General features: G+C 68.1%; 19 protein-coding genes. 18 read left to right on the plus strand and 1 reads right to left on the minus strand.

What is annotated here, in order from left to right:
• The first annotated feature begins 6 nt into the window (after positions 1 to 6).
• The 11 genes from asnB (at position 7) to WV31_RS13535 (ending at position 13510) form a co-directional block, all read left to right on the plus strand.
• Complete coding sequence (asnB, locus tag WV31_RS13485) at positions 7 to 1872, plus strand: asparagine synthase (glutamine-hydrolyzing) (protein WP_085374054.1); 1866 nt, start codon at positions 7 to 9, stop codon at positions 1870 to 1872.
• Positions 1869 to 2774, plus strand: a complete 906-nt coding sequence (locus tag WV31_RS13490; RefSeq protein WP_168185946.1) for a glycosyltransferase family 2 protein — start codon at positions 1869 to 1871, stop codon at positions 2772 to 2774. The genes asnB and WV31_RS13490 overlap by 4 nt, the downstream gene beginning before the upstream one ends.
• A gap of 2 nt (positions 2775 to 2776) precedes the next feature.
• Entirely contained in the window at positions 2777 to 3961 is a 1185-nt protein-coding gene (locus WV31_RS13495) for a hypothetical protein (RefSeq protein ID WP_085374056.1), read from the plus strand.
• A 69-nt stretch (positions 3962 to 4030) separates the two neighbouring features.
• On the plus strand, positions 4031 to 4651 hold the full coding sequence (locus WV31_RS13500) for an SIS domain-containing protein (RefSeq protein WP_085374057.1): 621 nt from the start codon (positions 4031 to 4033) through the stop codon (positions 4649 to 4651).
• A gap of 4 nt (positions 4652 to 4655) precedes the next feature.
• Positions 4656 to 5870 (plus strand): glycosyltransferase, encoded by a 1215-nt coding sequence (locus WV31_RS13505; protein WP_085374058.1) that lies wholly within the window; start codon positions 4656 to 4658, stop codon positions 5868 to 5870.
• Entirely contained in the window at positions 5867 to 6898 is a 1032-nt protein-coding gene (locus WV31_RS13510; protein WP_085374059.1) for a CgeB family protein, read from the plus strand. The genes WV31_RS13505 and WV31_RS13510 overlap by 4 nt, the downstream gene beginning before the upstream one ends.
• A 55-nt stretch (positions 6899 to 6953) precedes the next feature.
• The gene (locus WV31_RS13515) at positions 6954 to 8222 is read left to right on the plus strand and encodes a nucleotide sugar dehydrogenase (protein WP_085374060.1); all 1269 of its coding nucleotides are present in this window, start codon (positions 6954 to 6956) and stop codon (positions 8220 to 8222) included.
• A 2-nt stretch (positions 8223 to 8224) separates the two neighbouring features.
• Complete coding sequence (locus WV31_RS13520) at positions 8225 to 10384, plus strand: bi-domain-containing oxidoreductase (RefSeq protein WP_085374061.1); 2160 nt, start codon at positions 8225 to 8227, stop codon at positions 10382 to 10384.
• Entirely contained in the window at positions 10381 to 11367 is a 987-nt protein-coding gene (locus WV31_RS13525; RefSeq protein ID WP_145980871.1) for an MraY family glycosyltransferase, read from the plus strand. The genes WV31_RS13520 and WV31_RS13525 overlap by 4 nt, the downstream gene beginning before the upstream one ends.
• Positions 11364 to 12287 carry a UDP-glucose 4-epimerase family protein gene (locus tag WV31_RS13530; protein WP_085374062.1) on the plus strand — a complete coding sequence of 308 codons (924 nt, stop codon included), beginning with the start codon at positions 11364 to 11366 and terminating at the stop codon, positions 12285 to 12287. Before WV31_RS13525 ends, WV31_RS13530 begins: the two co-directional genes overlap by 4 nt.
• Positions 12284 to 13510 (plus strand): oligosaccharide flippase family protein, encoded by a 1227-nt coding sequence (locus tag WV31_RS13535; RefSeq protein ID WP_085374063.1) that lies wholly within the window; start codon positions 12284 to 12286, stop codon positions 13508 to 13510. The genes WV31_RS13530 and WV31_RS13535 overlap by 4 nt, the downstream gene beginning before the upstream one ends.
• Here the strand turns inward: WV31_RS13535 and WV31_RS13540 are convergent.
• Entirely contained in the window at positions 13493 to 14359 is an 867-nt protein-coding gene (locus WV31_RS13540) for an FkbM family methyltransferase (RefSeq protein WP_085374064.1), read from the minus strand. The genes WV31_RS13535 and WV31_RS13540 overlap by 18 nt on opposite strands.
• Before the next feature lie 155 nt (positions 14360 to 14514).
• Between WV31_RS13540 and WV31_RS13545 the strand changes: the two genes are divergently transcribed.
• Genes WV31_RS13545 through WV31_RS13575 form a run of 7 tightly spaced genes read left to right on the plus strand, consistent with a single transcriptional unit; the run spans position 14515 to position 23197 of the window.
• Positions 14515 to 15696 (plus strand): glycosyltransferase family 4 protein, encoded by a 1182-nt coding sequence (locus tag WV31_RS13545; protein ID WP_168185947.1) that lies wholly within the window; start codon positions 14515 to 14517, stop codon positions 15694 to 15696.
• 52 nt (positions 15697 to 15748) lie between these two features.
• On the plus strand, positions 15749 to 17665 hold the full coding sequence (locus WV31_RS13550) for a polysaccharide biosynthesis protein (protein ID WP_085374066.1): 1917 nt from the start codon (positions 15749 to 15751) through the stop codon (positions 17663 to 17665).
• A gap of 24 nt (positions 17666 to 17689) precedes the next feature.
• Positions 17690 to 19270, plus strand: a complete 1581-nt coding sequence (gene purH, locus WV31_RS13555; RefSeq protein WP_085374067.1) for a bifunctional phosphoribosylaminoimidazolecarboxamide formyltransferase/IMP cyclohydrolase — start codon at positions 17690 to 17692, stop codon at positions 19268 to 19270.
• Positions 19271 to 19282: 12 nt separating this feature from the next.
• On the plus strand, positions 19283 to 19819 hold the full coding sequence (locus tag WV31_RS13560) for a D-glycero-alpha-D-manno-heptose-1,7-bisphosphate 7-phosphatase (protein WP_085374068.1): 537 nt from the start codon (positions 19283 to 19285) through the stop codon (positions 19817 to 19819).
• Between the two features lie 8 nt (positions 19820 to 19827).
• Positions 19828 to 20967: a glycosyltransferase family 4 protein gene (locus tag WV31_RS13565; RefSeq protein WP_237051294.1), complete on the plus strand. Its 1140-nt coding sequence runs from the start codon at positions 19828 to 19830 to the stop codon at positions 20965 to 20967.
• Positions 20964 to 22070, plus strand: coding sequence for a glycosyltransferase family 4 protein (locus WV31_RS13570; protein WP_085374069.1), 1107 nt, complete (start codon positions 20964 to 20966; stop codon positions 22068 to 22070). Before WV31_RS13565 ends, WV31_RS13570 begins: the two co-directional genes overlap by 4 nt.
• Positions 22067 to 23197, plus strand: coding sequence for a glycosyltransferase family 4 protein (locus WV31_RS13575; RefSeq protein ID WP_085374070.1), 1131 nt, complete (start codon positions 22067 to 22069; stop codon positions 23195 to 23197). Before WV31_RS13570 ends, WV31_RS13575 begins: the two co-directional genes overlap by 4 nt.
• Positions 23198 to 23199 lie beyond the last annotated feature (2 nt).

Consider the following 23199-nt stretch of genomic DNA (forward strand, 5'->3'; position numbering starts at 1 on the left):
ACGCCCATGTGCGGCATCGCGGGCCTGATCGGTGACGCTTCCCCCGGTGCCGCCCAACGGTTGGACTCCATGGTCGCCGCTCTCGTCCATCGCGGTCCCGACGGCGGCGGATGCTGGAATGACGGAGACGTTCATCTCGGCCACCGGCGCCTGGCGGTCATCGACCTGGCCGCCGCCGCCGCCCAGCCCATGGTGGGGCCGCGGGGGCTGGTCATCGTCTTCAACGGCGAAATCTACAACCACCATGACCTGCGCCGCGAGCTGGAGGGGCGGGGGCGGACGTTCCGCACCCAGTCCGACACCGAGGTGCTGCTTGCCGCCTGGGAGGCCTGGGGCGAGGACTGTCTCGGCCGGCTGGTGGGCATGTTCGCCTTCGCCCTCTGGGACCCCACGGCGCGCCGGCTGTTCATGGTTCGCGACCGGCTGGGCAAGAAGCCGCTCTACTTTACCCGGCAAGGGGACATGCTGGCCTTCGCCTCCGAGCCGAAGGCGCTGCTGGCGGTCGAGTCCGTCCGGGCGGCGGCGACGCTCGATCTTCAGGCCCTGTCCGATTTCCTGTCGCTGGGCTATGTGCTGTCGCCCAAGAGCATTCACGCCAATATCCGCCAGCTTCCCCCCGCCCACGCCGCCCGCTTCGACCCGTCCACGGGACGGCTGGAGACTTGGGAATACTGGCGTCTGGCCGATCACGTGCAGGACGGGCGTATTCCCTATGACGCCAAGGCGCGGGAGCGGTTCTCCGAGCTGCTGGCCCAGGCGGTCCAGGACCGCCTGCAGGCCGACGTGCCCTTGGGGGTCTTCCTGTCGGGCGGGCTGGATTCGGCGGCGGTGGCGGCCATGGCGGCGACTTCCGGGGCGCGGATCAGGGCCTTCACGGTGGGCTTCGACGCCCAAAGCTTCGATGAACGGCCCTTCGCCCGCCAAACCGCTTCCCATCTGGGACTCGATCTCGAGGAGCTTCCCGTGGACCCGGGGGCCGATGTGGATCTGGCGCGTCTGGTGGCCCAGTGCGACGATCCGTTCTCCGACACCTCGGCCCTGGCCTGCTGGCACCTCAACCGCGCCGCCCGCGGGCGGGTTACGGTGGCGCTGTCCGGCGACGGCGCCGACGAGATTTTGGCGGGTTATCCCACCTATCGCGCCGACCGGGTGGCCCGGCTGTGGAACCGGGTTCCCGCCCCGGTGAACCGGGCGCTGCTGGCATTGGTTCGGCGCGGGCTGCGGCCCAGCTATCGCAAGGTCAGCTTCGATTACAAGGCCCGCCAGTTCCTGGGTGGCCATGGCCTCGACGCCGCCAGGGCCCATTACTGGTGGCGGGTGGTGTTCTCGGATGAGGAGAAGCGCCGGCTGCTGTCGCCCGAAATCCTGGACGCCCTTGGGGATTACGATCCGTTCGAGACCTTCGCCGGGCATTTCCGGGCGGTGCCGCAAGCCTCGTTCCTCGATCGCTCGCTGTATGTCGATATCAAGACGTGGCTGGCCGACGACATCCTGGTCAAGGCTGACCGGACCAGCATGGCCTTCGGGCTGGAGGTGCGTTCGCCCTTTCTCGACCACCGGCTGGTGGAATTCGCCGCGCGCCTTGATGAGGCGGCGAAGATGAACTTCCGCCGCCAGAAGGTCATCTTGCGCGATGCCATGGCGAAAATTCTGCCGTCGGCGACATTGAAGCGGCGCAAGCAGGGATTTAATTCTCCGACCAGCCAGTTTTCGGCGCTGCATCCGCCACGACTTGGTGCTAATTCATTATTCCGTGATGATTTCCGGCTGGACCCGGCCGTCGAAGACGTCACGTTCAAGGCTTTTTCTCTGCGCGTCCTGGGCCAATGGTTCGAGAATCACCCTCCAATTCCCTGGAAAGGCTGCCAATGACACAACCGGATGCCGATCCGTCGCCGGGCCTCAGCTACCTTATTCCCGCCTATAACGAGGAACACTCGATCGGCACGACGATCGAGCGGCTGAAATCCATTCTGTCGACGCTGGACATGCCGTGGGAGATTGTCATCATCAATGACGGATCGCGCGACGGCACCCTGGCGGCGGCCCAGGCGCACGACGGCGTGCGGGTGGTCAGCCACCCCACCAATATCGGCTATGGAAGCGCCCTGAAGGCCGGCATCTGCGCCGCCCGCCACCAGTGGATCGGCATCGTCGATGCCGACGACACCTACGACATCGAGCAGATTCCCACCCTGGTCGAACAGATGCGGGCCGGATTCGACATGGTGGTCGCCGCCCGCAGCAACGTGCTGGATCTGGACCGGCCGGTGAAGCGGCAATTCCGGCGGCTGCTGATCGCCTTCCTCAACCTGGTGATCGGGGCGCGCATCGAGGATCCCAACAGCGGATTCCGCATCTTCACCCGCGACCTTGCGATGACCTTCTTTCCCTTCCTGTGCAACACCTTCTCGTTCACCACTTCGCTGACCGTCTTCGCCTTGGGTGAGCGCTATTTCGTCAAATACGTTCCGCTGCCCTATTTCAAGCGCAGCGGCAAGAGCAAGGTCCGCCACTTCCGCGATTCCCTGCGGATGATGCAACTGGTGCTGCAGGGCATCACCTTCTTCAATCCCATCAAGTTCTACCTGATGATGGTGGTCGGGCTGCTGGTAGGGTTCCTGGTGCCGTCGGCGATCCTGCTGTCCCAGGGGGCCGGCCCCCTGGCCGCCCTGTGGTTCGGGTTCGGGGCGGTATCCGCGCTGATGATCGGGCTGGGCGTTCTGGGCGACATCATCCGCATCTCCGCCATCGGCCGCGACAAGAGGGGGTAGGGATGGAGCGGGCGAAGAGGTGCGGCGAGGGGCTGGCCCTGGGGTTGTTTCTGGTCGGCGTGCTGCTCATCACCATGGTGCGCGGCGAACTGCGCGACGTGATGGGGTCGGCGCTCGCCGGACAGTACGACTATTCCGGTCAGTGCCTGGTGTGCCAGCGGACGACCGCCTGGGCGTTCTGGATGGTGCATGCCGGTCTTAAGGCCATTTCCAACCTCTTCTTCCTCGATCCCGGTTTCGGCCCACTGGCGGTCGCCAGTCCGTGGGGCTATGCGCCGGCGACGGAGAACCGGGACGCCGCAATCTGGCTGTTCAGCATCTTCGGCGCCCGTCTGCTGATGGCCCTTCCCCTGTACCTGCTGGTCCGGCGGCTGTTTGCGTCGCCGTTTGCGCGGCTGGCCTGCGTCGTGCTGCTGCTGTGCATTCTCGGCGGCTGGCCGGCGGCGGTGGTCAACGCCGTCTTCACCTTCGGCAAGCTGTTCGCCGACTGGCCGCCGGCCTACTACAATTTCTCCCAGCCCATGCTGGCCTTCGACTGGGCGGCGGTGGGCTTCATTCCGCTGCTGGTGCTGGTCCTCGATTCCCGCGAGCGGGTGGCGTTCCACCAGGTGGCGCTTCTGGCCGCCTTCGGCCAGTCGATGATGGACCATCTCGGCTTCATCACCGGCGTGACGGCCGCCCTGCTTACCCTGGTCCGGGGGCAGGGGATGAAACGCGCGGCGTTGCATGTGGCGGTGGCCGGTCTCTGCTCGGTGGCGGTGCTGGCGGTGATCGGCCTCAAGGGCGGGCTGACCATGGAGCGCATCGGCATGGAGCAGGCGGTGGCGGCGGCCGGTCCCATGGAGAAGATCCGGGCCTATTTCGGGTTCTGGTGGGAGGTGCAGGCCAAGTACAATTTCCAGTGGCTGAACCTGACCATCGCCAATTTCATTTCGCTCGCGGCGCCGGCCCTGGCCGGAGGTGTGCTGCTCGGCCTTCTGGTCCCGGCGCGGGGCGAGCCGGCCGAGGCGCGCGGGCGGCTGGCGGCCGTGCTGGGGTGCTGCACCGCGGCGATCGTCATGACGCTGCTCATCGGCATGTTCAAGAGCGGCTACGGATCGGACATGGGCCGGCAGGTCATTCCCTTCCTGATGATGGCCAGCCTGTGGCTGGCGGTCGGCCTGCGCGACCGCCGCGCGGGGCGCTAAAGCCTTTTCGCTTGGGATTGAAGGGGTGATCTGCTAACAAGCCTCCCATCCAGGGCATGGGCACGGGTCATGACTTTTCCCGAACGGGCATTCAGCAGCATCGTCGATTTTCGCGACGCTTATGCCGACCAGATGGTGGCGGCCTTGCGGTCGGTGAAGGGTGACGCGCTGGAGGCGGCGCAGGCGTTGCTGGCCGATACCCTTCGTCGCGACGGGAACGTCTTCTCCTGTGGCAATGGTGGTTCGGCGGCCATCGCCAATCACCTGGTTTGCGACCATTCCCGTGGCGTTTCCTGCGATACCGGCCTGCGGCCCCGCATCCACAGCCTGTCCGCCACCGTCGAGGTGCTGACCGCCATCGCCAACGACATCGAGTATGCCGAGGTGTTCTCCGAGCAGCTGCGCCTGCTGGGGCGGCCCGGCGACGTCCTGATCACCATCAGCTCGTCGGGCGATTCCGAGAATGTCACCCGCGCGGTGCAGCGGGCCAAGGACATGGGTATCGCCACCATCGCCATGACCGGTTTCGGCGGCGGCCGCACCGCCCGTCTGGCCGACGTCAACCTGCACGTCGCCGCCGATAATTACGGCGTCGTCGAGGATGTGCACCAGTCGCTGATGCACATGCTGGCCCAGTTCGTCCGTCAAAGCCATATGCCGCCCGATCTGGTCGCGGCGCGAAAATTCTGACGCCATGTCCCGCCAGGACGATGCCGGCCGCTCGGTCCTGATTCTCACCCAGCCGCCCTATGAAGGCGGCGTTCCCGCCAAGACCCGCATTCTGTGCCGTTACCTGCGCGACCGGGGCCATCGGGTGAGCGTGGCCTGGTACGCCACGTTCGGCCATCAGGCGGATATCAATGTCCCGCTTTGGCGGATGCCGGCGGGATTGCGTCCTGGCGTGCGCGAGATGGAATGTTTCGGCGACTTCCCCGGCGTGGCGGTGGGGTGCCTGTTCCCCGAGCTGGAGGCTCCCTATTATCTGCCCGGCCGTCACTGGCGGCGGCTGATCGCCGCCCATGACCGCCACATCGCCGTGGGCGGCCCGCCCTTGGTCGGCCACCTGCTGGCAGCGACCGGAACGCCCGGCCTGCTGTGGTGCGCCAGCGACGTGGTCGCCGATCGCCGCGACCGGGTGGCGGCCATGGGGCCGGCGCGGCGTCTGATCCATGACGTGGTCACCCTGCCCTGGGTACTGCGCCAGCAGGCCCATACCCTGGCATCGCTTCCCCGGGTCCTGGGGGTCAGCCGCTATACGGTCGAGCGGCTGGCGGCCCATGGCTGTCCCGCCGGACATCTCGACCGTCTGCCGATTCCGGTGGATACCGATCTCTTCAGGCCTTCGACATCGCCCGCTCCGCCGGCCGTGCTGGGCTTTGCCGCCCGCTTCGAGGACCCGCGCAAGAATATCGGTCTGGCCTTCGAGGCCCTGGCCCTGCTGCGGCGCAACGGTATGGACGCCCGCCTGCGGCTGGCGGGCGCGGAGCCTTCGCGGGAGACCCTGGGACGGGTGGCCGCCCTTGGACTGGAGGGGGCCGTCGATTTCCTCGGCGAGATCGCCCACGACCAATTGGCCGCCTTCTACCAGAATCTTGACCTGTTCGTGCTGCCGTCGCACCAGGAGGGGCTGTGCATCGCCGGGCTGGAAGCCATGGCGTCGGGGGTGCCGGTGATCTCAACCCGCTGCGGCGGGCCGGAGGATTATGTCCGGGACGGCGAAACCGGCTTTCTGGTGGAGGCCGCGCCCGCCGCCCTGGCCGGCGCCCTGGCGCGGGTGGCAGGGGACCGCGCCTTGCGGCGGATTCTGTCCGCAGGCGCCCGGCGGGTGGCCGAGGCGGAATTCTCCCTTGCCGCCTTCGGTTCCGGCCTCGCCCGCGCCTGGACTTCGGTGTGGGGGGACGCGCCGTGAAGGTCGTTCTGGTCGGTGAGACCAATCCCGGTTCGCGCACGCCCCAACGTCTGCGGGCCCTGCGGGACCTGGGGCACGATGTGGAAATGGTGTCCACCACGCCGGACGGCTGGACCTACGAGACGCGGCCCGGCCTGGCCGAGCGGCTGCTCTATCGCCTGCGTCTGCCCCTGGACCGCGCCGGGGCCAATGCCCGGCTGGCACGGGCCGCGGCGGGAGCGGGAATCGTGATTCTGGACAATGCCCGGACCATCCGCGCCGCCACCTTGCGGGCGGTGCGGCGGGCGGCTCCGGCGGCGCGGCTGGTGTGGTATTCCGAGGACGACACCATGAATCCCCGCCACCGCAGCCGCTGGCTGGAGGGCTGCATCGGGCTGTTCGACCTGTGGGTCACCACCAAGAGCTTCAATGCGGATCCGGCCGAGGTGCCGTCCCTGGGCGCGCGCCACGTGCTGGCCGTGAACAACTCCTTTTGCCCCCACGAGCACGCCCCCATTGCGCCCGATCCGCGCTTCGCCGCCCAGGTCGGCTTCGTCGGCACCTATGAGGCGCCGAGGGCTGCCGATCTGCTGGCCCTGGCCGACGCCGGCCTGCGGGTGCGGGTGTGGGGCAATGGCTGGGAACGGTTGGCCGGCCGCTCGCCCAACCTGGACGTGGCGGGGGTTCCGGTCTATGGCGACGACTTCCGGCGAGCGGTGTGCTCGACGGCGGTCAACCTGTGCTTTCTGCGCAAGGGCAATCGCGACCGCCAGACCTGCCGTTCCCTGGAGATTCCCGCCATGGGCGGCTTCATGCTGCACGAGGCCAGCGACGAGGTCGCCGCCCTGCTGGCCCCTGACCGCGAGGCTGCCTACTTCGCCTCGGCCGACGAAATGATCGACCAATGCCGCCGCTGGCTGGCCGATCCCGCCGCCCGCGCCGCCGCCGCCGCCACCGCCCGCGCCCGCGTGCTGGCGGATGGCCATTCCCATCCCGAGCGCTGGCGGGCCATTCTGGACCAGGCCTTGGGGCAGGCCGGTATTGACTAAGTGAGGGCGGTGTGGCGAAAGTGCAGCCCTCGGGCAAGAAACGAGTGCTCTCTTGATGACTCATAATCAGCGGATCGCGGTGATTGGCCTCGGCTATGTCGGGTTGCCTCTGGCCGTCGCCATCTCCCGTCATTTTTCCACGGTGGGCTTCGACATTTCGCAGGCCCGCATCGACGAGCTGCACAAGGGGTTCGACCGGACCGGCGAGGTGGACAAGGCGGTGCTGCGGGCCAGCACGCTGCGGCTGTCGGCCAAGGCCGAGGACATCAAGGGGGCCGACGTCTACATCGTCACCGTTCCCACCCCGGTGGATGACGCCAACGAGCCTGATCTCAGTCCGGTCTTGAGTGCCTGCCGCTCGGTCGGCGCGGTCATGTCCAAGGGGGCGGTCGTGGTGTTCGAAAGCACCGTCTATCCCGGCGTCACCGAGGATATCTGCGGCCCCGCGCTGGAAAAGGCCTCGGGCTTGAAGCGCGGCGTCGACTTCTTCCTCGGCTACAGCCCCGAGCGCATCAATCCCGGCGACCGCGAGCATACCGTCGAGCGCATCACCAAGGTGGTGGCGGGCGAGACTCCGGAGGTTACCGATCTTCTGGCCAAGGTCTACGGTGTGGTGACCACCGGCGGCGTGTTCAAGGCGGCCTCCATCCGGGTCGCCGAGGCGGCCAAGGTCATCGAGAATTCCCAGCGCGACATCAACATCGCCTTCATCAACGAGATCACCATGATCTTCGAGAAGCTGGGCATCTCCATCTACGACGTGCTGGAGGCCTCGGCCACCAAGTGGAACTTCCTCAACTTCAAGCCCGGCCTGGTGGGCGGCCACTGCATCGGCGTCGACCCCTTCTATCTGGCGCGCTGCGCCCAGGATAACGGCCATCACCCGGAAATCATCCTGGCGGGCCGGCGTATCAACGACGGCATGGGGCCCTGGGTCGCGCAAAGGGTGGCGGCCCAGCTGGCGCCCGGCTCCAAGGTGCTGGTGCTGGGCCTGACCTTCAAGGAGAACGTTCCCGACCTGCGCAACAGCAAGGTGGTGGACGTGATCCGCGAACTGCGTCGTCTGGGCCACGAGGTGACGGTGCACGACCCCTATGCCGACCCGGCCGAGGCTGAGCACGAATATTCCGAGACGCTGACCACCAGCCTTGAAGGCCTGTCTGGTTTCGACGGTCTGGTCGGCACGGTGCCGCACGCGCCCTACCTCGCCTTTTCCCAGGAGAACTTCGCCACCCTGGTGCGTCCCGGCGGGCTGGTCGCCGACGTCAAGGGCATGTGGCGGGGCATGGACATTCCCGATGGCGTCCGTCTGTGGCGTCTGTGACCATGAAGCAGGTGATCCAGAGCGCGCGCAGCGGCAAGCTGGCCCTCAAGGAGGTGCCCGAGCCCCAGGTCCGCGCTGGATCGCTGCTGGTCGCCACGCGGGCCTCGCTGATTTCGGCCGGCACCGAGCGCATGGTGGTGGATTTCGCCCGCAAGAGCCTGGCCGGCAAGGCCAAGGCGCGGCCCGATCTGGTGCGCAAGGTGCTGGACAAGGCGCGGCGGGACGGTTTGATGTCCACCTTCCGCGCCGTGATGGCCCGGCTGGACGAGCCTTTGCCCTTGGGCTATTCCGCCGCCGGTGAGGTGGTGGCGGTGGGCGCCGGGCTGGAAGGCAGCTTCCATGTGGGCCAGCGGGTGGCGGTGGCCGGGGCCGGTCTGGCCAATCATTCCGAACTGAACGTGGTGCCGCGCAATCTGGCGGTGCCGCTGCCCGAGGCCGTGGCCTTCGACCACGCCTGCTTCGCCACCCTGGGCTCCATCGCCCTGCACGGGGTGCGTTCGCTGGGCGTCGGCCTGGGCGACGTGGTCTGCGTGGTCGGCGTCGGCCTGGTGGGCCAGCTGGCGGTACAGTTCCTGGCCCTGCAAGGGGCCCGCGTCATCGCCATGGACACCGATGCCGACCGTCTGGCCCTGGCGGCCCGCCTGGGGGCCGAACTTGCCTGGAACGTGGCCGAGCCCGGCCTGCCCGAGGCGGTGGCCCATCTCACCGGCGGCATCGGCTGCGACGCCATCCTGATCTGCGCCGCCACCGAGTCCAGCGGCCCGCTGGAGACCGCCGCCGAGATCGCCCGCGACCGGGCCAAGGTGGTGATGACCGGCAAGACCGGCACCGAATTTCCCTATGCCGCCTTCATGAAGAAGGAGCTGTCCCTGATGGTGTCGCGCTCCTATGGGCCGGGGCGCTATGACGAGGATTTCGAGGGCCGCGGCGTCAAGTATCCGGTGGGCTTCGTGCGCTGGACCGAAAGCGACAACCTGGCCGAGGTGGTGCGCCTGATGGCCGCCCCCGCCGGACGTCGCCTGGAGATCGCGCCGCTGATCAGCCATCGCTTCGCCTTCGAGAAGGCCGAGGACGCCTACGCCCTGGTCACCGAGGCGACCGAGCCTCACCTGGGCGTGGTGCTGCACTATGAGCGGCAGGCCGCCGCCGACCGTGCCGCACCGGCGTTTGCCGCACCGCGCGCCGCCGCCGGGCGCTGCGTGCTGGGGGTGATCGGCGCCGGCGCCTTCGCCCGCACCGTGCTGTTGCCCGAACTGAAGCGTCTGTCCCAGGTGGAGCTGGCGGCCATCGCCACCACGCGGGGCATGACCGCCGACCATGCCCGCTCGGCTTTCGGGTTCGGCCGGGCCACCACCGACGCCGAGGAGATCCTGGCCGATCCCGCCATCAACGCGGTGCTGATCGCCACCCGTCACGCCAGCCATGCCGAGCTGACCGCCCGCGCCCTGGCGGCGGGCAAGTCGGTACTGGTGGAAAAGCCGCTGGCGGTGGATCGGGACCAGCTGAATAGGGTGATCGCCGCCCGCCGGGACTCGGACGGGTTCTTCCTGGTGGGCTTCAACCGCCGCTTCGCCCCCATGACCCGGAAGGCGCGCGAGGTCCTGGCCCGCCATCCCGGCCCCAAGGTGCTGTCGCTCAGGGTCAATGCCGGGGCGCTACCGCCCGAGGCCTGGCTCAACGCCCCCGAGGAGGGTGGCGGCCGCGTGGTGGGCGAGGGCTGCCACTTCGTCGATCTGGCCCGCGCCCTGGTGGGCGCTCCCATCGTCTCGGTGACGGCCGAGGCGGCGGGCGGCGGCGGCGACGATCTGGTGGCGGCGCTGTCCTTCGCCGACGGCAGTCTGGCGACCCTTATTTACACGGGCCAGGGCGATTCCGCCTTCAGCAAGGAGCGCTTCGAGTGCTTCGCCGGCGGCACCGTGGTGGCCATCGACAACTTCCTGTCGCTGTCCATCACCGAGAATGGCCGCACCCGGACGGAATCGGCCAAGCTGGGCCAGGACAAGGGCCACCGCGCCGAAATCGAGGCTTTCGTCCAGGCGGTGGCGGCCGGTGGTCCCGCCCCGGTGGACGAGGCCGAGCAGATCGAGACCAGTCTGGCCACCCTGGCGGTGGTGGACTCCCTGCGCGAGGGCCGCCGCGTCTTCCTGGCGGGGGAAGGATGATCGAGGCGGCGCTGGCCGGTCTGGCCGCCTTCGGCCTGAGCGTCGCCGGAACCCGCGCCGCCATCGCCTGGTTGCTGCATCGCCGTTATCTCGACCATCCCAACGAGCGTTCCAGCCATTCCAGTCCGACGCCGCGCGGCGGCGGTCTGGCGGTGACCCCGGCCATTCTGCTGGCCTGGGGCGGTCTGGCGCTGGTCCGGGGGGGGCAGGGGCTGGACCTGGCGCTGATGGCCGGGGCGGCCCTGCTGATGGCGCTGTCGTGGTGGGACGACCGCCATAGCCTGCCGGCGGCTCCGCGTTTCGCCGTCCACGGTCTGGCCGTGGCGGCGGGGCTGGCCGTCATCCCCGCCGAATCCCTGGTGTTCCAGGGTTGGCTGCCGCTTTGGGCAGATCGGCTGATCGCCGGGCTCGGTTGGCTGTGGTTCCTCAATCTCTACAATTTCATGGACGGTATCGACGGCATCACCGGTATCGAGACCGCCGCCATCGGCCTGGGGCTGGTCGTGGTGGCGCCGCTGCCCCAGGTGGCGGGGCCGGCGGCCATCTGCGCCTGCGCCGGGCTGGGCTTCCTGGTATGGAACTGGCATCCCGCGCGGATCTTTCTGGGCGATTCCGGCTCCATCCCCCTGGGCTTCCTGCTGGGCGGGCTGCTGGTGCAGCTGGCGGCGGCGGGCCAGCTGGCGGCGGCGCTGATTCTGCCCGCCTATTATCTGGCCGACGCCACCATCACCATCAGCCGCCGCGCCCTGGCCGGCGAAAAGATCTGGCAGCCCCACCGCAAGCATTTCTACCAGCGGGCCGTCCAGGGCGGACGCAACCATGCCCAGGTCAGCCTGGCCATTCTGGGCGGCAACGCCGTCCTGGTTCTGGCGGCGATCGCGGCGACCGGCGGGCTGGTCCTTCCGGCGACGCTGGTCGCGGTGACGGCGGTGGCGGTCCTGCTTGGCCTGTTGCAGCGCTGGTCGCGGGGGGACGCGGCATGAAGATTCTGGTGACCGGGGCGACGGGCTTTGTCGGAGCGGCCCTTATCCGTCACCTGCGCCAACAGGGTGACGAGGTGGTGGGAGCCGTCCGTCGCTCGACGGATCCAGGCATGGTGGCCGTGGGCGATATCGGTCCCGGCACGGACTGGCTACCGGCTCTGGCCGGGGTGGAGACTGTCATCCATCTGGCCAACCGCGCCCATGTGATGACCGAGACCGAGGCCGACCCCGAGGCGGCGTTCATGGCCGTCAACCGCGACGGCAGCCTGCGCCTCGCCCATCAGGCGGTGGAGGCCGGAGTGCGGCGCCTGGTGTTCGTCAGTTCCATCAAGGTCAACGGCGAGGCGACGTTCGGGCGGGGATTCACCGCCGCCGACCCGCCGGCGCCCGAGGACGCCTATGGCCGGTCCAAGCTGGAAGCCGAGCGGGGCTTGGCCGACATCGCGGTCGCGTCCGGGCTTGAACTGGTGGTGGTGCGTCCGCCGCTGCTTCACGGTCCCGGCGTGAAGGGCAATCTACGCAGCCTGATGCGGGCGGTGGACAAGGGCATCCCTTTGCCCTTCGGCCTGGTGCGCAACCAGCGTTCCCTGCTGGGCATGGACAATCTGGTGAATCTGCTGTCGCTGTGCGCCCGCTCGGAACGGGCGGCGGGCGGCATCTGGCTGGCCACGGACGGCGAGGATGTCTCCTCTGCCGAACTGGTTCGCCGGCTGGCCGCCGTCCTGGGACGGCCGGCGCGGCTGCTGCCGGTGCCGCCCGCCCTGCTGCGTCTGGCGGGCCGCTTGACCGGGCGCGGCGCGGCGGTGGAACGGCTGCTGGGTTCGTTGCAGGTCGATGATTCCGAGACCCGGCGGGTCCTGGGCTGGGCGCCGCCCAAGACCCTGAGCCAGGGCCTGGCCGACATGGCGAGGGGAAAATGAGCGCCATCCCCCGCTTCGGCGAGATCGTCAAGGGGGGCATGTTTCTCGCCGGCGGCGGCGTGGTCCAGGCCCTGATCGCCTTCGGGGCGCAGATCGTCCTGATGCGCCTGCTCCGCCCCGAGGATTTCGGCGAGTTCGCCATGGTGCTGGCCGGGTGCGGCCTGGTGCAGATGGTGTTGTCGCTGCGCCTCAACGCCCAGATCATCCGGGCCGGCGAACAGGCGCTCGACGGTCCGACGCGGGTCCTCTATCACTCCGCCCTGTGCTGGGAGACGCTGCTGGCCAGCCTGGTGACGCTGGTCTGGTTGGCCGCCGCCGGCCTGATCTCGACGCTGTCGCTGGTTCTGGTCTTGGCCCTGACGCTGGGGCAGTGGGTCAACCAGGCGCTGTCGTTCTGGGAGCGGGGCATGCCCTATCGCCAGATGGCGATGGTCGATACCGGAGCGTTGCTGGTGGGCCATGCCGCCTCGGTCGGGCTGGTCCTGGCCGGAGCGGGCGCCATGGCGCTGCCGTTGCGCGAACTGATCGTCGTCCTGGTGCGCATCGGTTTGCTGATGCGGGTCGGCGCCCTCGGCCTGTTCGGATGGCGCTGGGTCCGCCCCGACGAGTGGCGCCGGCTGGTTCGCGAAGCCGGCGATCTGTGGGGCGAGGGACTGGTCGAGGGCGGATTCGCCCGGCTGGTGGTGCTGGGCAGCGGCTGGGTGGGGGGTGCCCACGGCGCCGGCATCTTCTCCCAGGCCATGCGCCTCGCCCTGGTGCCCCACCAGTTCCTGTCGCCGGTGGTCAACCGGATGTTCGCCAACCTCTTCAGCCGGCTGGAGACCGACGGCGAGCGCCGTGCCGTCCTGTTGCGGGGCGGCGGCTGGACCGCCGCCGCGCTGGTCCCGGGAGCGGCGCTGGCGGTGTGGTTCGCGGATCCACTGGTCCCGCTGCTGTTCGGGGCCCATTGGGCGGAAGCCTCCCATGTCCTGGCCGCCATGGCCGGGGTGATCCTGTTCTACAGCCTGTTCGAGCTGGTCCGGGCCTATTGCCTGTCGCGGCGGCTGACCCGCCACGTCATGGTCGCCCGCGCCGCGCAATACGCGGTGTTCTGCGCCGGATTGGCCTGGGCGGCGTCGGGCGGCGGCATCCAGGCGCTGTCTCTGGCCTTGTCGCTGTCCTACGCCGCGGTCTTTCTGGTGACGGCCCGGCCGGTCTACGCCGGCCTAGCCCGCAGGCCGTAAGGCCCGGGCTTTTTCCGTGGGCGCCAGGACGACGGTGGCGCCGTCCCGGGGAGCGAGATAGGGCTCGAGGCGGTAATGCTCGGGTCCGCCGGCCAGGGTGAACCTTTCCCATCCTTCTCCCAGGCGCTCGAAGGCAATGGGATCGGTGCTGGCCGCGTTTTCCTCCAGGACCATCACCGGCCGGCAGCGGGCGATGGTGCCGGCCAGCCCCGCCAGGACGCGGGGCTCGAACCCCTCGGCGTCGAGCTTGATCACGTCGACCCGGTCAATTCCCCGGGCGGCAAGGTACGAATCGCCGTCGACCAGGGGAAGGCGGCCCGCTTCCCGGTTGGACAGGTTGTGGCCGGCGAGGAAGCTGCCGGTCCCTTTATTGGCCAGGGTCGGGGCGTAGTAGACCGCGTCGTGGGCGTGGTCGGACAGGCCGACCTCATGCACCTCGATGTTCTCGATGCGGTTGATTCCGATATTGCGCAGGATGGCGTCACGCGCCGGCTGCCAGGGCTCGAAGGCATGGATCCGGGCGGCGTGGGCCGACAGGAAGAGGCTGTGCTGCCCCACATTGGCGCCGATGTCGAGAACCACCGCTCCGGGGCCGGCCTGGCGGGTGGCCTCGCGCAGGAAGGAGAGGATGCCCAGCTCGTAGACGCCGTAGAAATAAACGCTCCAGTCGATGAACGAGGACAGGTCACCCTGGTACCGCAGGCCGAAGAAGGCGCAGTTGAACGGTGTCGATGGCATGGAGTCGGGATCGGCCAGCTTTCGCAGGATGCGGTCGCGCAGGCCGAACGGAAGCCATCGCTGCCGTCCGAAGCGGCGCAGCATCGACAACCCGATCGGGGGAAGGGTCATGGGATAGCCTTTGGCTTGAGGAGCGGCCCGCCGTAAGCTACATCCCCATATCCGGCGGGTGAAGCCCCGTAATGGCGGGGACCGAGGAATGGCGGCGTGATGCGGAGTCCGAAAAGCTTGGGGGCAGGGATGTGGGCTGGGCCGGGGGCCGCGCCATGAGCGTCGCCGTCGCCGTCCATGGCCGCTTTCACGGCTTTGACTTGGCGGGGCAGCTGTCCCGGCGGCATGTGCTGTCCCGGCTGATCACCACCTATCCCGGCTTCGCCGTGCGGCGTTTCCTGCCGGCCGAGACCCCGTTGGCCACCGCTCCCTGGCTCGAGGCCGTCCGGCGGGCATGGCCATTGCTGCGCCTTCCCGGCCGTCCCGACACGGTGATCGCCCGGCGCTTCGCTCGCTTTGCCGCCTGCCACCTGCCCGATTGCCGCATTCTGGTGAGTTGGAGCGGTGCCAGCCTGGAAGCCATGGCCGAGGCGCGGCGGCGCGGCATCAGGACGGTGCTTGAGCGTGGCTCCACCCATATGGATCACCAATGCGCGGTCCTGACGGAGGCCCATGCCCGCTGGGGGCTGGTCTGGTCGCCGACCGACGAGGAGCTGGTCGAGCGCGAGCGCGAGGAATACGCCGCCGCCGACCTGATCGCCCTGGGTTCGAGCCATGCTGCCGAGACCTTCCTGGCCCGGGGTTTTGCGCCCGAGCGTCTTTTGGTCAATCCCTACGGCGTCGATCTCGACCGCTTCCGCGCCACCCCCAGGGTCGAGGAGCCCGGCCGGCCGCTGCGGCTGCTGTTTGTCGGGCAGGTGGGCGTCCGCAAGGGGGTTCCTGAACTGCTTCGGGCTTTCGCGGCCTTGAAGCGGCCCGCCGAACTGCATCTGGTCGGGCCGGTGGAGCCGGGCTTCGCCTCGCTTCTGGCGCGTCTGGCCACCGACGGAGTCGTCCTTCGCGGTCCGCTGCCGGGGGCGGCGCTGCCGGGAGAATACGCCCGTGCCGATGCCTTTGTTCTTCCCTCGGTGGAGGAGGGATTCGGCATGGTGATTTTGCAGGCGATGGCCGCCGGTCTGCCCGTGGTGGCGTCCAGCGCCACCGGTCTGCCCGACGCCGACCCTCGGGGTCAGGCCGGGTTGGTGGTGCCCCCGGCCGACATCGCGGCATTGACGCATGCGCTGGATTTGATCGTGGGCGATACGGCGTCGCGACGGCGAATGGGACAGGCCGCCCGAAGCGCGGTGGAGGCCGGCTGGTCCTGGGACGATTATGGTGGAAGAGCGGTCGAGGCTTACGGGCGACTGACGGGCGGCTGCGGGGCCGTCGCACTTGACCGCATTGCCGCACTCCCGTAATCAGAGCCTTTCAGGCCACTGATCCGCCGGGTTTCCGAGGAAGATGTAGTTGATGAAACCGTCGTCGCTTCCACGAGCCCAGCTGGCGTTCCTCCACGACGTATTCATGGCCGCGCTGTCTTTCGTTCTGGCCCTGTATCTGCGGCTTGGAGACGACGCCTGGATTTGGTGGGACCGCCTCGATCTGGGCCTCGCGACGGCGCTGTTCAGCTTGGTGGCGGCGACTGTCTTCCTGTCCCAGCGCCTGTACCGCGGTGTCTGGCGTTACGCCTCGGTCAACGACATGCTGGCCCTGGCCCGCGCCGCGACGCTGACCATTCTGGTGTTCCTGCTGCTGCTGTTCCTGACCAGCCGGCTGCAATCGCTGCCGCGCTCGGTTCTGTTCATCAACTGGTTCGTGCTGATGGCTTTGCTGGGCGGGCCGCGTTTCGTCTACCGGATGTTCAAGGACCACCGCCAGAGCCGCAAGCGCGCCGAAAGCGACCATGTCCGCGTGCCGGTGTTGCTGGTGGGGGCCGGCGACGAGGCCGAGCTGTTCCTGCGCGCCGCCCGCTCTCCCGACGCCGAATACCGGGCGGTGGGGCTGCTGAGTTCGCGGGGCGCGCGGGTGGGTCGCCACATTCACGGCATCGACGTTCTGGGCTCCACCGACGAGATGGCCGACGTGGTGACGTCGCTGCGCCAGAAGGGGCAGGCGCCGCAGCGTCTGGTGATCACCGACCATCGTCTGGACGGGGCCGAGGTGCGGCAGTTGCTGGACGAGGCCGACCGCCTGGGCATGACCTTGGCCCGCATTCCGCGCCTGATGGAGTTGAAGGACGGCGTGGAGGAGCGGGTCACCATGCGCTCCATCGCCGTCGAGGACCTTTTGGGACGGCCCCAGGCGGTATTGGATCGGGCAGCCATGGAGGCCATGATCAAGGGCCGCCGCGTCCTGGTGACCGGCGCCGGTGGATCCATCGGCAGCGAACTGGTGCGCCAGATCAGTGATTTCGGGCCAGCCTCGCTGGTGCTGTTCGAGGCCTGCGAGTTCAATCTCTACGCCATCGACCAGGAAATCACCACCCGCCAGCCCGACATGGAACTGATCCCCCTGCTGGGTGATGTGCGCGATGCGGCGCGGGTGAACGGCGCCATGGCGCATCACCGCCCGGAACTGGTGTTTCACGCCGCCGCCCTGAAGCACGTGCCCATGGTGGAGTACAATCCCGACGAGGGCATCCTGACCAATTGCGTCGGAACCCGTCTGGTGGCCGATGCCTGCCGTGCCAACGGGGTTTCCCTGATGGTGCAGATCTCCACCGACAAGGCGGTCAATCCCACCAATGTCATGGGGGCGTCCAAGCGGGTGGCCGAAATGTACGCACAGGCCCTGGATCTGGCGGAAAGTGAACGGGGAGGCACCCGTTTCGTCACCGTGCGCTTCGGCAACGTGCTGGGCTCCACCGGATCGGTTGTGCCGCTGTTTCAGAAGCAGCTGGCTGAGGGCGGCCCCATTACCGTCACCCACCCCGATATGACCCGCTATTTCATGACGGTGCGCGAGGCGGTGGAGTTGGTGCTGCAGGCCTCGGCCTTCGGAATCGGCCATCCCGTCTACCGTGGCAAGATCTTCGTTCTCGACATGGGCGAGCCGGTCAAGATCGTCCATCTCGCCCGCCAGATGGTCCGTCTGGCCGGGCTGCGCCCCGATGTGGACGTCAAGATCATCTTTACCGGCCTGCGCCCTGGCGAGAAGCTGTTCGAGGAATTGTTCCACGGCTCCGAGCCCACCGTTGCCACGGAGATGCCGGGCATCCTGGTCGCCGAGCCCCGTTCCGCCGATGCCGCCGATCTGGGCGCCGCCATCGATGGCCTTGCCCGGCTCTGCCGCGATCATGATGCCGACGGCGCGCTGGCTGCCCTATGCCGCGTGGTCCCCGAATACACCGTCACTCCCAATACCCCCGTCCCAGCCCCCCAAGACTGAACTGCCCCCCGGAGAACTGCTTCCATGTCCGACATTCGCCCCGTCCGCCGCGCCCTGCTCTCGGTTTCCGACAAGACCGGCCTGATCGAATTCGCCCGCTTTCTAGCCAAGTCAGGCGTCGAGCTGCTGTCCACCGGCGGCACCGCCAAGGCCATGCGCGATGCCGGTCTGGCGGTGATCGACGTGTCGGACTTCACCGGCTTCCCCGAGATGCTGGACGGCCGGGTCAAGACCCTGCATCCCAAGGTGCACGGCGGCCTGTTGGGCATTCGCGGCAACGCCGAGCACGAGAAGGCCATGGCGGCCCATGGCATCAGGGAAATCGATCTCTTGGTGGTCAACCTCTATCCTTTCGAGGAGACGGTGGCCAAGGGCGCCGATTACGAGACCTGCGTCGAGAACATCGACATCGGCGGCCCCGCCATGATCCGCGCCGCCTCCAAGAACCACGACTCGGTCACCGTGGTGGTGGACGTCGAGGATTACGCCGTGGTGCAGGCCGAGATGGAAGCCAACAAGGGCGGCACCACGCTGGCGCTGCGCAAGCGTCTGGCCGCCACCGCCTATGCGCGGACCGGCGCCTATGATGCGGCCATCAGCCAGTGGTTCTCTCGTGAACTGGGCGACACCTTCCCGCGCCGCGTCGTTGTTGCCGGCGAACTGAAGCAGTCGCTGCGTTACGGCGAGAACCCGCACCAGGCCGCCGCCTTCTACACCAACGGCTCGGCCCGCGCCGGCGTGGCCACGGCCAGGCAGCTCCAGGGCAAGGAGCTCAGCTACAACAACCTGAACGACACCGACGCCGCCTTCGAACTGGCCGCCGAGTTCGACGAGCCGGCCATCGCCATCATCAAGCACGCCAATCCCTGTGGCGTGTCGGTGGGTACCGATCTGAAGAGCGCCTATCTGCGCGCGCTGGCCTGCGACCCGGTTTCGGCCTTCGGCGGCATCGTCGCCATGAACCGCCGCCTGGACAAGGTCACCGCCGAGGAGATCGCCAAGCTGTTCACCGAGGTGGTGATCGCGCCCGAGGCCGACGAGGACGCCGTCGCCGTGTTTGCCGCCAAGAAGAACCTGCGCCTGCTGGTCACCGGCGGCATGCCCGACCCGGCCGAGCCCGGCATGACGCTGCGCCCGGTGGCCGGCGGCTATCTGTTCCAGACCAAGGACAACGGCCGGGTGATGCTGCCGGACCTGAAGGTGGTGACCAAGCGCGCGCCCACCGAGCGCGAGCTGGCCGATCTGCTCACCGCCTTCCGCATCTGCAAGCACGTCAAGTCCAACGCCATCATCTACGTCAAGGACGGCGCCACCGTGGGCATCGGCGCGGGCCAGATGAGCCGGGTGGATTCGTCGCGTATCGCCGCCTGGAAGGCCCAGGAGGCGGCCACCGCCGCCGGCCTGGCCGAGCCCCAGACCATCGGTTCGGTGGTGGCGTCCGACGCCTTCTTCCCCTTCGCCGATGGCCTGCTGGCGGCGGCGGCGGCGGGAGCTACGGCGGTGATCCAGCCCGGCGGTTCCATGCGCGACGCCGAGGTGATCGCCGCCGCCGACGAGAAGGGCCTCGCCATGGTGTTCACCGGCATGCGCCACTTCCGGCATTAAGGAGAGCGGGTAATGACGTCCCGGCGTTTCGCGCTGATCGATCGCGACGGCACCATCAACGTCGAGAAGCATTATCTGTCCGATCCCGACCAGCTGGAGCTTTATCCCGGCGTGGGGGCCGCCATCCGGCGGCTCAACCGCCTTGATATCGGCGTGGTGGTGGTGACCAACCAGTCGGGAATCGCCCGGGGCTATTTCGACCTGGCCCGGCTGGACGAGATCCACACCCGCCTGTTCGCCTTGTTGGAGGCCGAAGGCGCGGCCATCGACGGCCTCTATATCTGCCCCCACGGTCCCGCCGATGATTGCGACTGCCGAAAGCCACTGCCGGGCATGGTCGAGCAGGCGGTGGCCGACCACCATTTCGATCCGGCCCGGTCGTTCATGATCGGCGACAAGGAGGTGGACGTGGAGTTGGGCCACGCCGTCGGGGCAAAATCGTTTTTGGTCCGCACCGGCCACGGCGCCAAGCACGTGGACGGCACCAAGGCCGACTACGTGGTCGATGACCTGCCGGCGGCGGTCAGGATCATCGAGACGCTGGTGTAGGAAGAGACATGACCCGTCCGGGGGGTTCGTCAGGCAAGGTCAGGGTGATCATCAATGCGCTGCATGCCAAATCGGGCGGTGGCGTCACCTATCTGCGCAACATCCTGCCCCATCTGGCGGCGGCGGATGGGCTGGAGTTGCATCTTTTCCTGCATCTCGACCAGTTCGAGCTGTTCGGCACCCCGCCTGAGAACGTCAGGCTCCATCTTCTGGACTTTCCCAACAGCTTCATCCGCCTGATGGCCTGGGAGCAGGTGGCCCTGCCCATCCTGGCCTATGAGATGGGGGCTGACGTCACCTTCTCGCTGGCCAATTACGGGCCGCTGCTGGCTCCCAATCCGGTGATCGTGCTGCGCAACTCATTGGCGGTGGTGCGGCGGGAATACCGCCTTTCCAAATGGGCCTATTGGATTGCCCTGGCCGCCGCCACCCTGGTGTCGCTGGTGGGCTGCCGGGCCGCCATCGCCGTGTCCGACTATGCCCGCCGCACATTGGCATTCGGCATGCCGGCGCTTTTCAAGGGCAAGACCACCGTCATTCATCATGGCGTCGATGCCCGCTTCGTGCCCGCCGACCTGCCGCAATCGCGTCGGCCCGACGAATTGCTGGTGGTGTCGGACGTTTATGTGCAGAAGAATCTCCATACCCTGATCCGGGCGATGGCCGTGGTGCGCCGAAGCCATCCCGAGGTACGCCTGATCATCGCGGGACGCTTGGTGGACCTGGACTATCACCAGGAATTGCTGCGGCTGGCCGCCGAATGCGGTGTGGGCGATGCGCTGGAGTTCCTGGGCGGGCAGCCGCCGGGCCGGCTGCTGGAGCTTTACCGCCGCTGTACCGCCTTCATCTTCCCATCGACGGTGGAGACCTTCGGCAATCCCCTGGTCGAGGCCATTGCTTGCGGCGCCCCCGTGCTCTGCTCCGACAGTGCCGCGATGCCGGAGGTGGCGGGTGATGCGGTGCTGTACGTCCATCCCCTGGACGAACAGGGCATGGCGCAGGCGATTGTCCGTCTTCTCGACGATCCGTCGCTGCGCGGCGAACTGGAGCAAAAGTCGCTGCGCCAGGCGGCCCGCTATTCCTGGGCGGAGACCGGGGCCCGGACGGCGGAGGTTCTGCGCCAGGCCCGGCGGGGTGGGGCGCTATGATCCGCCTGCTCTATCTGGTCAGCCATCCCATCCAGTATCAGGCGCCGCTGCTGCGCCGCGTCGCCGCTGAGCCCGGAATCGATCTGCGTGTGCTGTTCGAGCGGGTCGATACCACCCGCGACTATTTTGACGAGGGCTTTGGCAGGAAAATCCGCTGGGACGTGGAATTGCGCGGCGGCTATGCCAGCACCTCCCTGGCGGAGACCTCCCTTGCTACCGAGATTCGGGCCGCCGACGTCGTCTGGCTGCATGGCTGGCAATCCCCCATGCTGCTCAAGGCGCTGGGCCTGGCAAAGGTCTATGGCCGTCCGGTCCTGATGCGCGGTGAAAACCAGGACCAGGCCATGCCCGACGGTTCCGGCCTTCGCCGTTGGCTCAAGCGGCGCTATCTGGGTTGGATCTTCCGCCGCTGTACCGCGTTCCTCGCCATCGGCGGCGCCAACCGCGATTACTATCGGGCGCGCGGCATCGGGCCGGAGCGCATCTTTTCCATGCCCTACGCCGTGGACAACGCCGCCTTCGCCGCCCAGGCGGCCCAGGCGGACCGTTCCCGCCTGCGCCGCGAACTGGGTATCCCAGAGAGCACCAAGGTGGTGCTGTTCGCCGGCAAGTTCCAGCGTCGCAAGCGTCCCGACCTGCTGGTCGATGCCTGGCGGCGTCTGGACCCGCCCAGGCCGGTGCTTCTGATGGTCGGCGACGGCGAGATGCGGGCCGAACTGGAGGCTGGGTTCGAGCCCGGCATGATCTTCACCGGATTTCGCAACCAGGGGCAATTGCCTGGTCTTTACGCCCTGGCGGACGTCTTCGTTCTGCCATCCGAGAGCGAGCCCTGGGGCCTGGCGGTCAACGAGGCCATGGCCTGCGGCACCGCCGTGGTGGTCAGCGATCAGGTGGCGGCGGGGCGTGATCTGGTGGACGAGGCGTGCGGCGCGGTCTTTCCCGCCGGGGATGGGCAGGCGCTGGCCCGGGCACTGAAGGGCGCACTGGATTGTTCGGAAGCCTTGGGACGGGCGGCGTCGGCGCGGGTGAGCCAGTGGGATTTCGAAGCGGATGTGGCTGGCCTGAACCGGGCACTGGCCTTCGTCTGTGGAGGGCGGGCATGAAGATTCTGGTCAACGCCATTTCGGCGCGCATGGGGGGCATCGTCACCTATACCCGCAACCTTGCCCGCAGCTTTTCCGAACGCAAGGCCGACGCCACCATCGCCGTTTCCTCGCGCTTTCCCGCCGATTGCCAAGGGGTCTGGCGGCATTGGGCCAGCGATCTGCGGCCCATGACCCGCTTCGTCTGGGAACAGACGCTGTGGCGCCGCACGGTGGCCGAGATGAAACCCGACGTGCTGTTCTCCTCGGCCAATTTCGGCCTGCTGTCCTGCCCGGTGCCGCAAGTACTGCTGGTTCGCGAGGGCGGTCTGTTCGATCCCTTCTATCTGGCCAATTGCACGCCGGCCCAGGGTATGAAGGCCGCCTTGCAGCGCAAGGTGCGCCGCCGCCTGATCCTGGCCTCGGCGCGGTGCAGCGACCGGGTGGTGACGCCCACCGCCGCCATGCGCGATCTGCTGCTGCGATGGGCTCCCGATCTGGATGGCAAGGTGGTCGTCAATTCCTATGGCACCATGAGCGACAGTTTCGCGCCGTCACCGGCGGCGATGCGGCCATGGCGCGCCGACGGTTGCCTGCGTCTGATCTATGTCTCGGTCTACTATCCCCACAAGCAGCCGGAGTTGGTCTGCCGCGCGGTGGAGGGGCTGCGGGCGGCCGGGATGGAATCCCACGCCACCATCACCATGGACATTCGGGAGACCGAGGATTTCAAGGGTGGGAACTTCGACCGCCTGATCATGAGCCAGGCGCTGGAGAGGGGACAGGCCACCCTGGGCCGCCGCCCCTATGAGTCGCTGCCCGCCCTCTACCGCGAGCACGACGTTTTCGTCTTCCCCTCGATCTCCGAGACCTTCGGCCACCCCATGGTCGAGGCCATGGGATGCGGCCTGCCCGTGGTGGTGGCCGATACCCCGGTCAACCGCGAGGTCTGCGGCGACGCTGCCCTCTATTTCCAGCCGTTGTCGGTGGATTCGCTGATCCAGTGCCTGCGGCGGCTGGACCAGGATCCGGAATTGCGGGCGGCCCTCACCGCCAGGGGGCGTGAGCGGGTGGTTAATTTCTTCACCTGGGACGGACATGTGGACCGCATGATCGACATCATGGGCGAAGTGGCGGGAAAGAGGTAGGC

Source organism: Magnetospirillum sp. ME-1, from assembly GCF_002105535.1.
Lineage (GTDB): Bacteria > Pseudomonadota > Alphaproteobacteria > Rhodospirillales > Magnetospirillaceae > Phaeospirillum.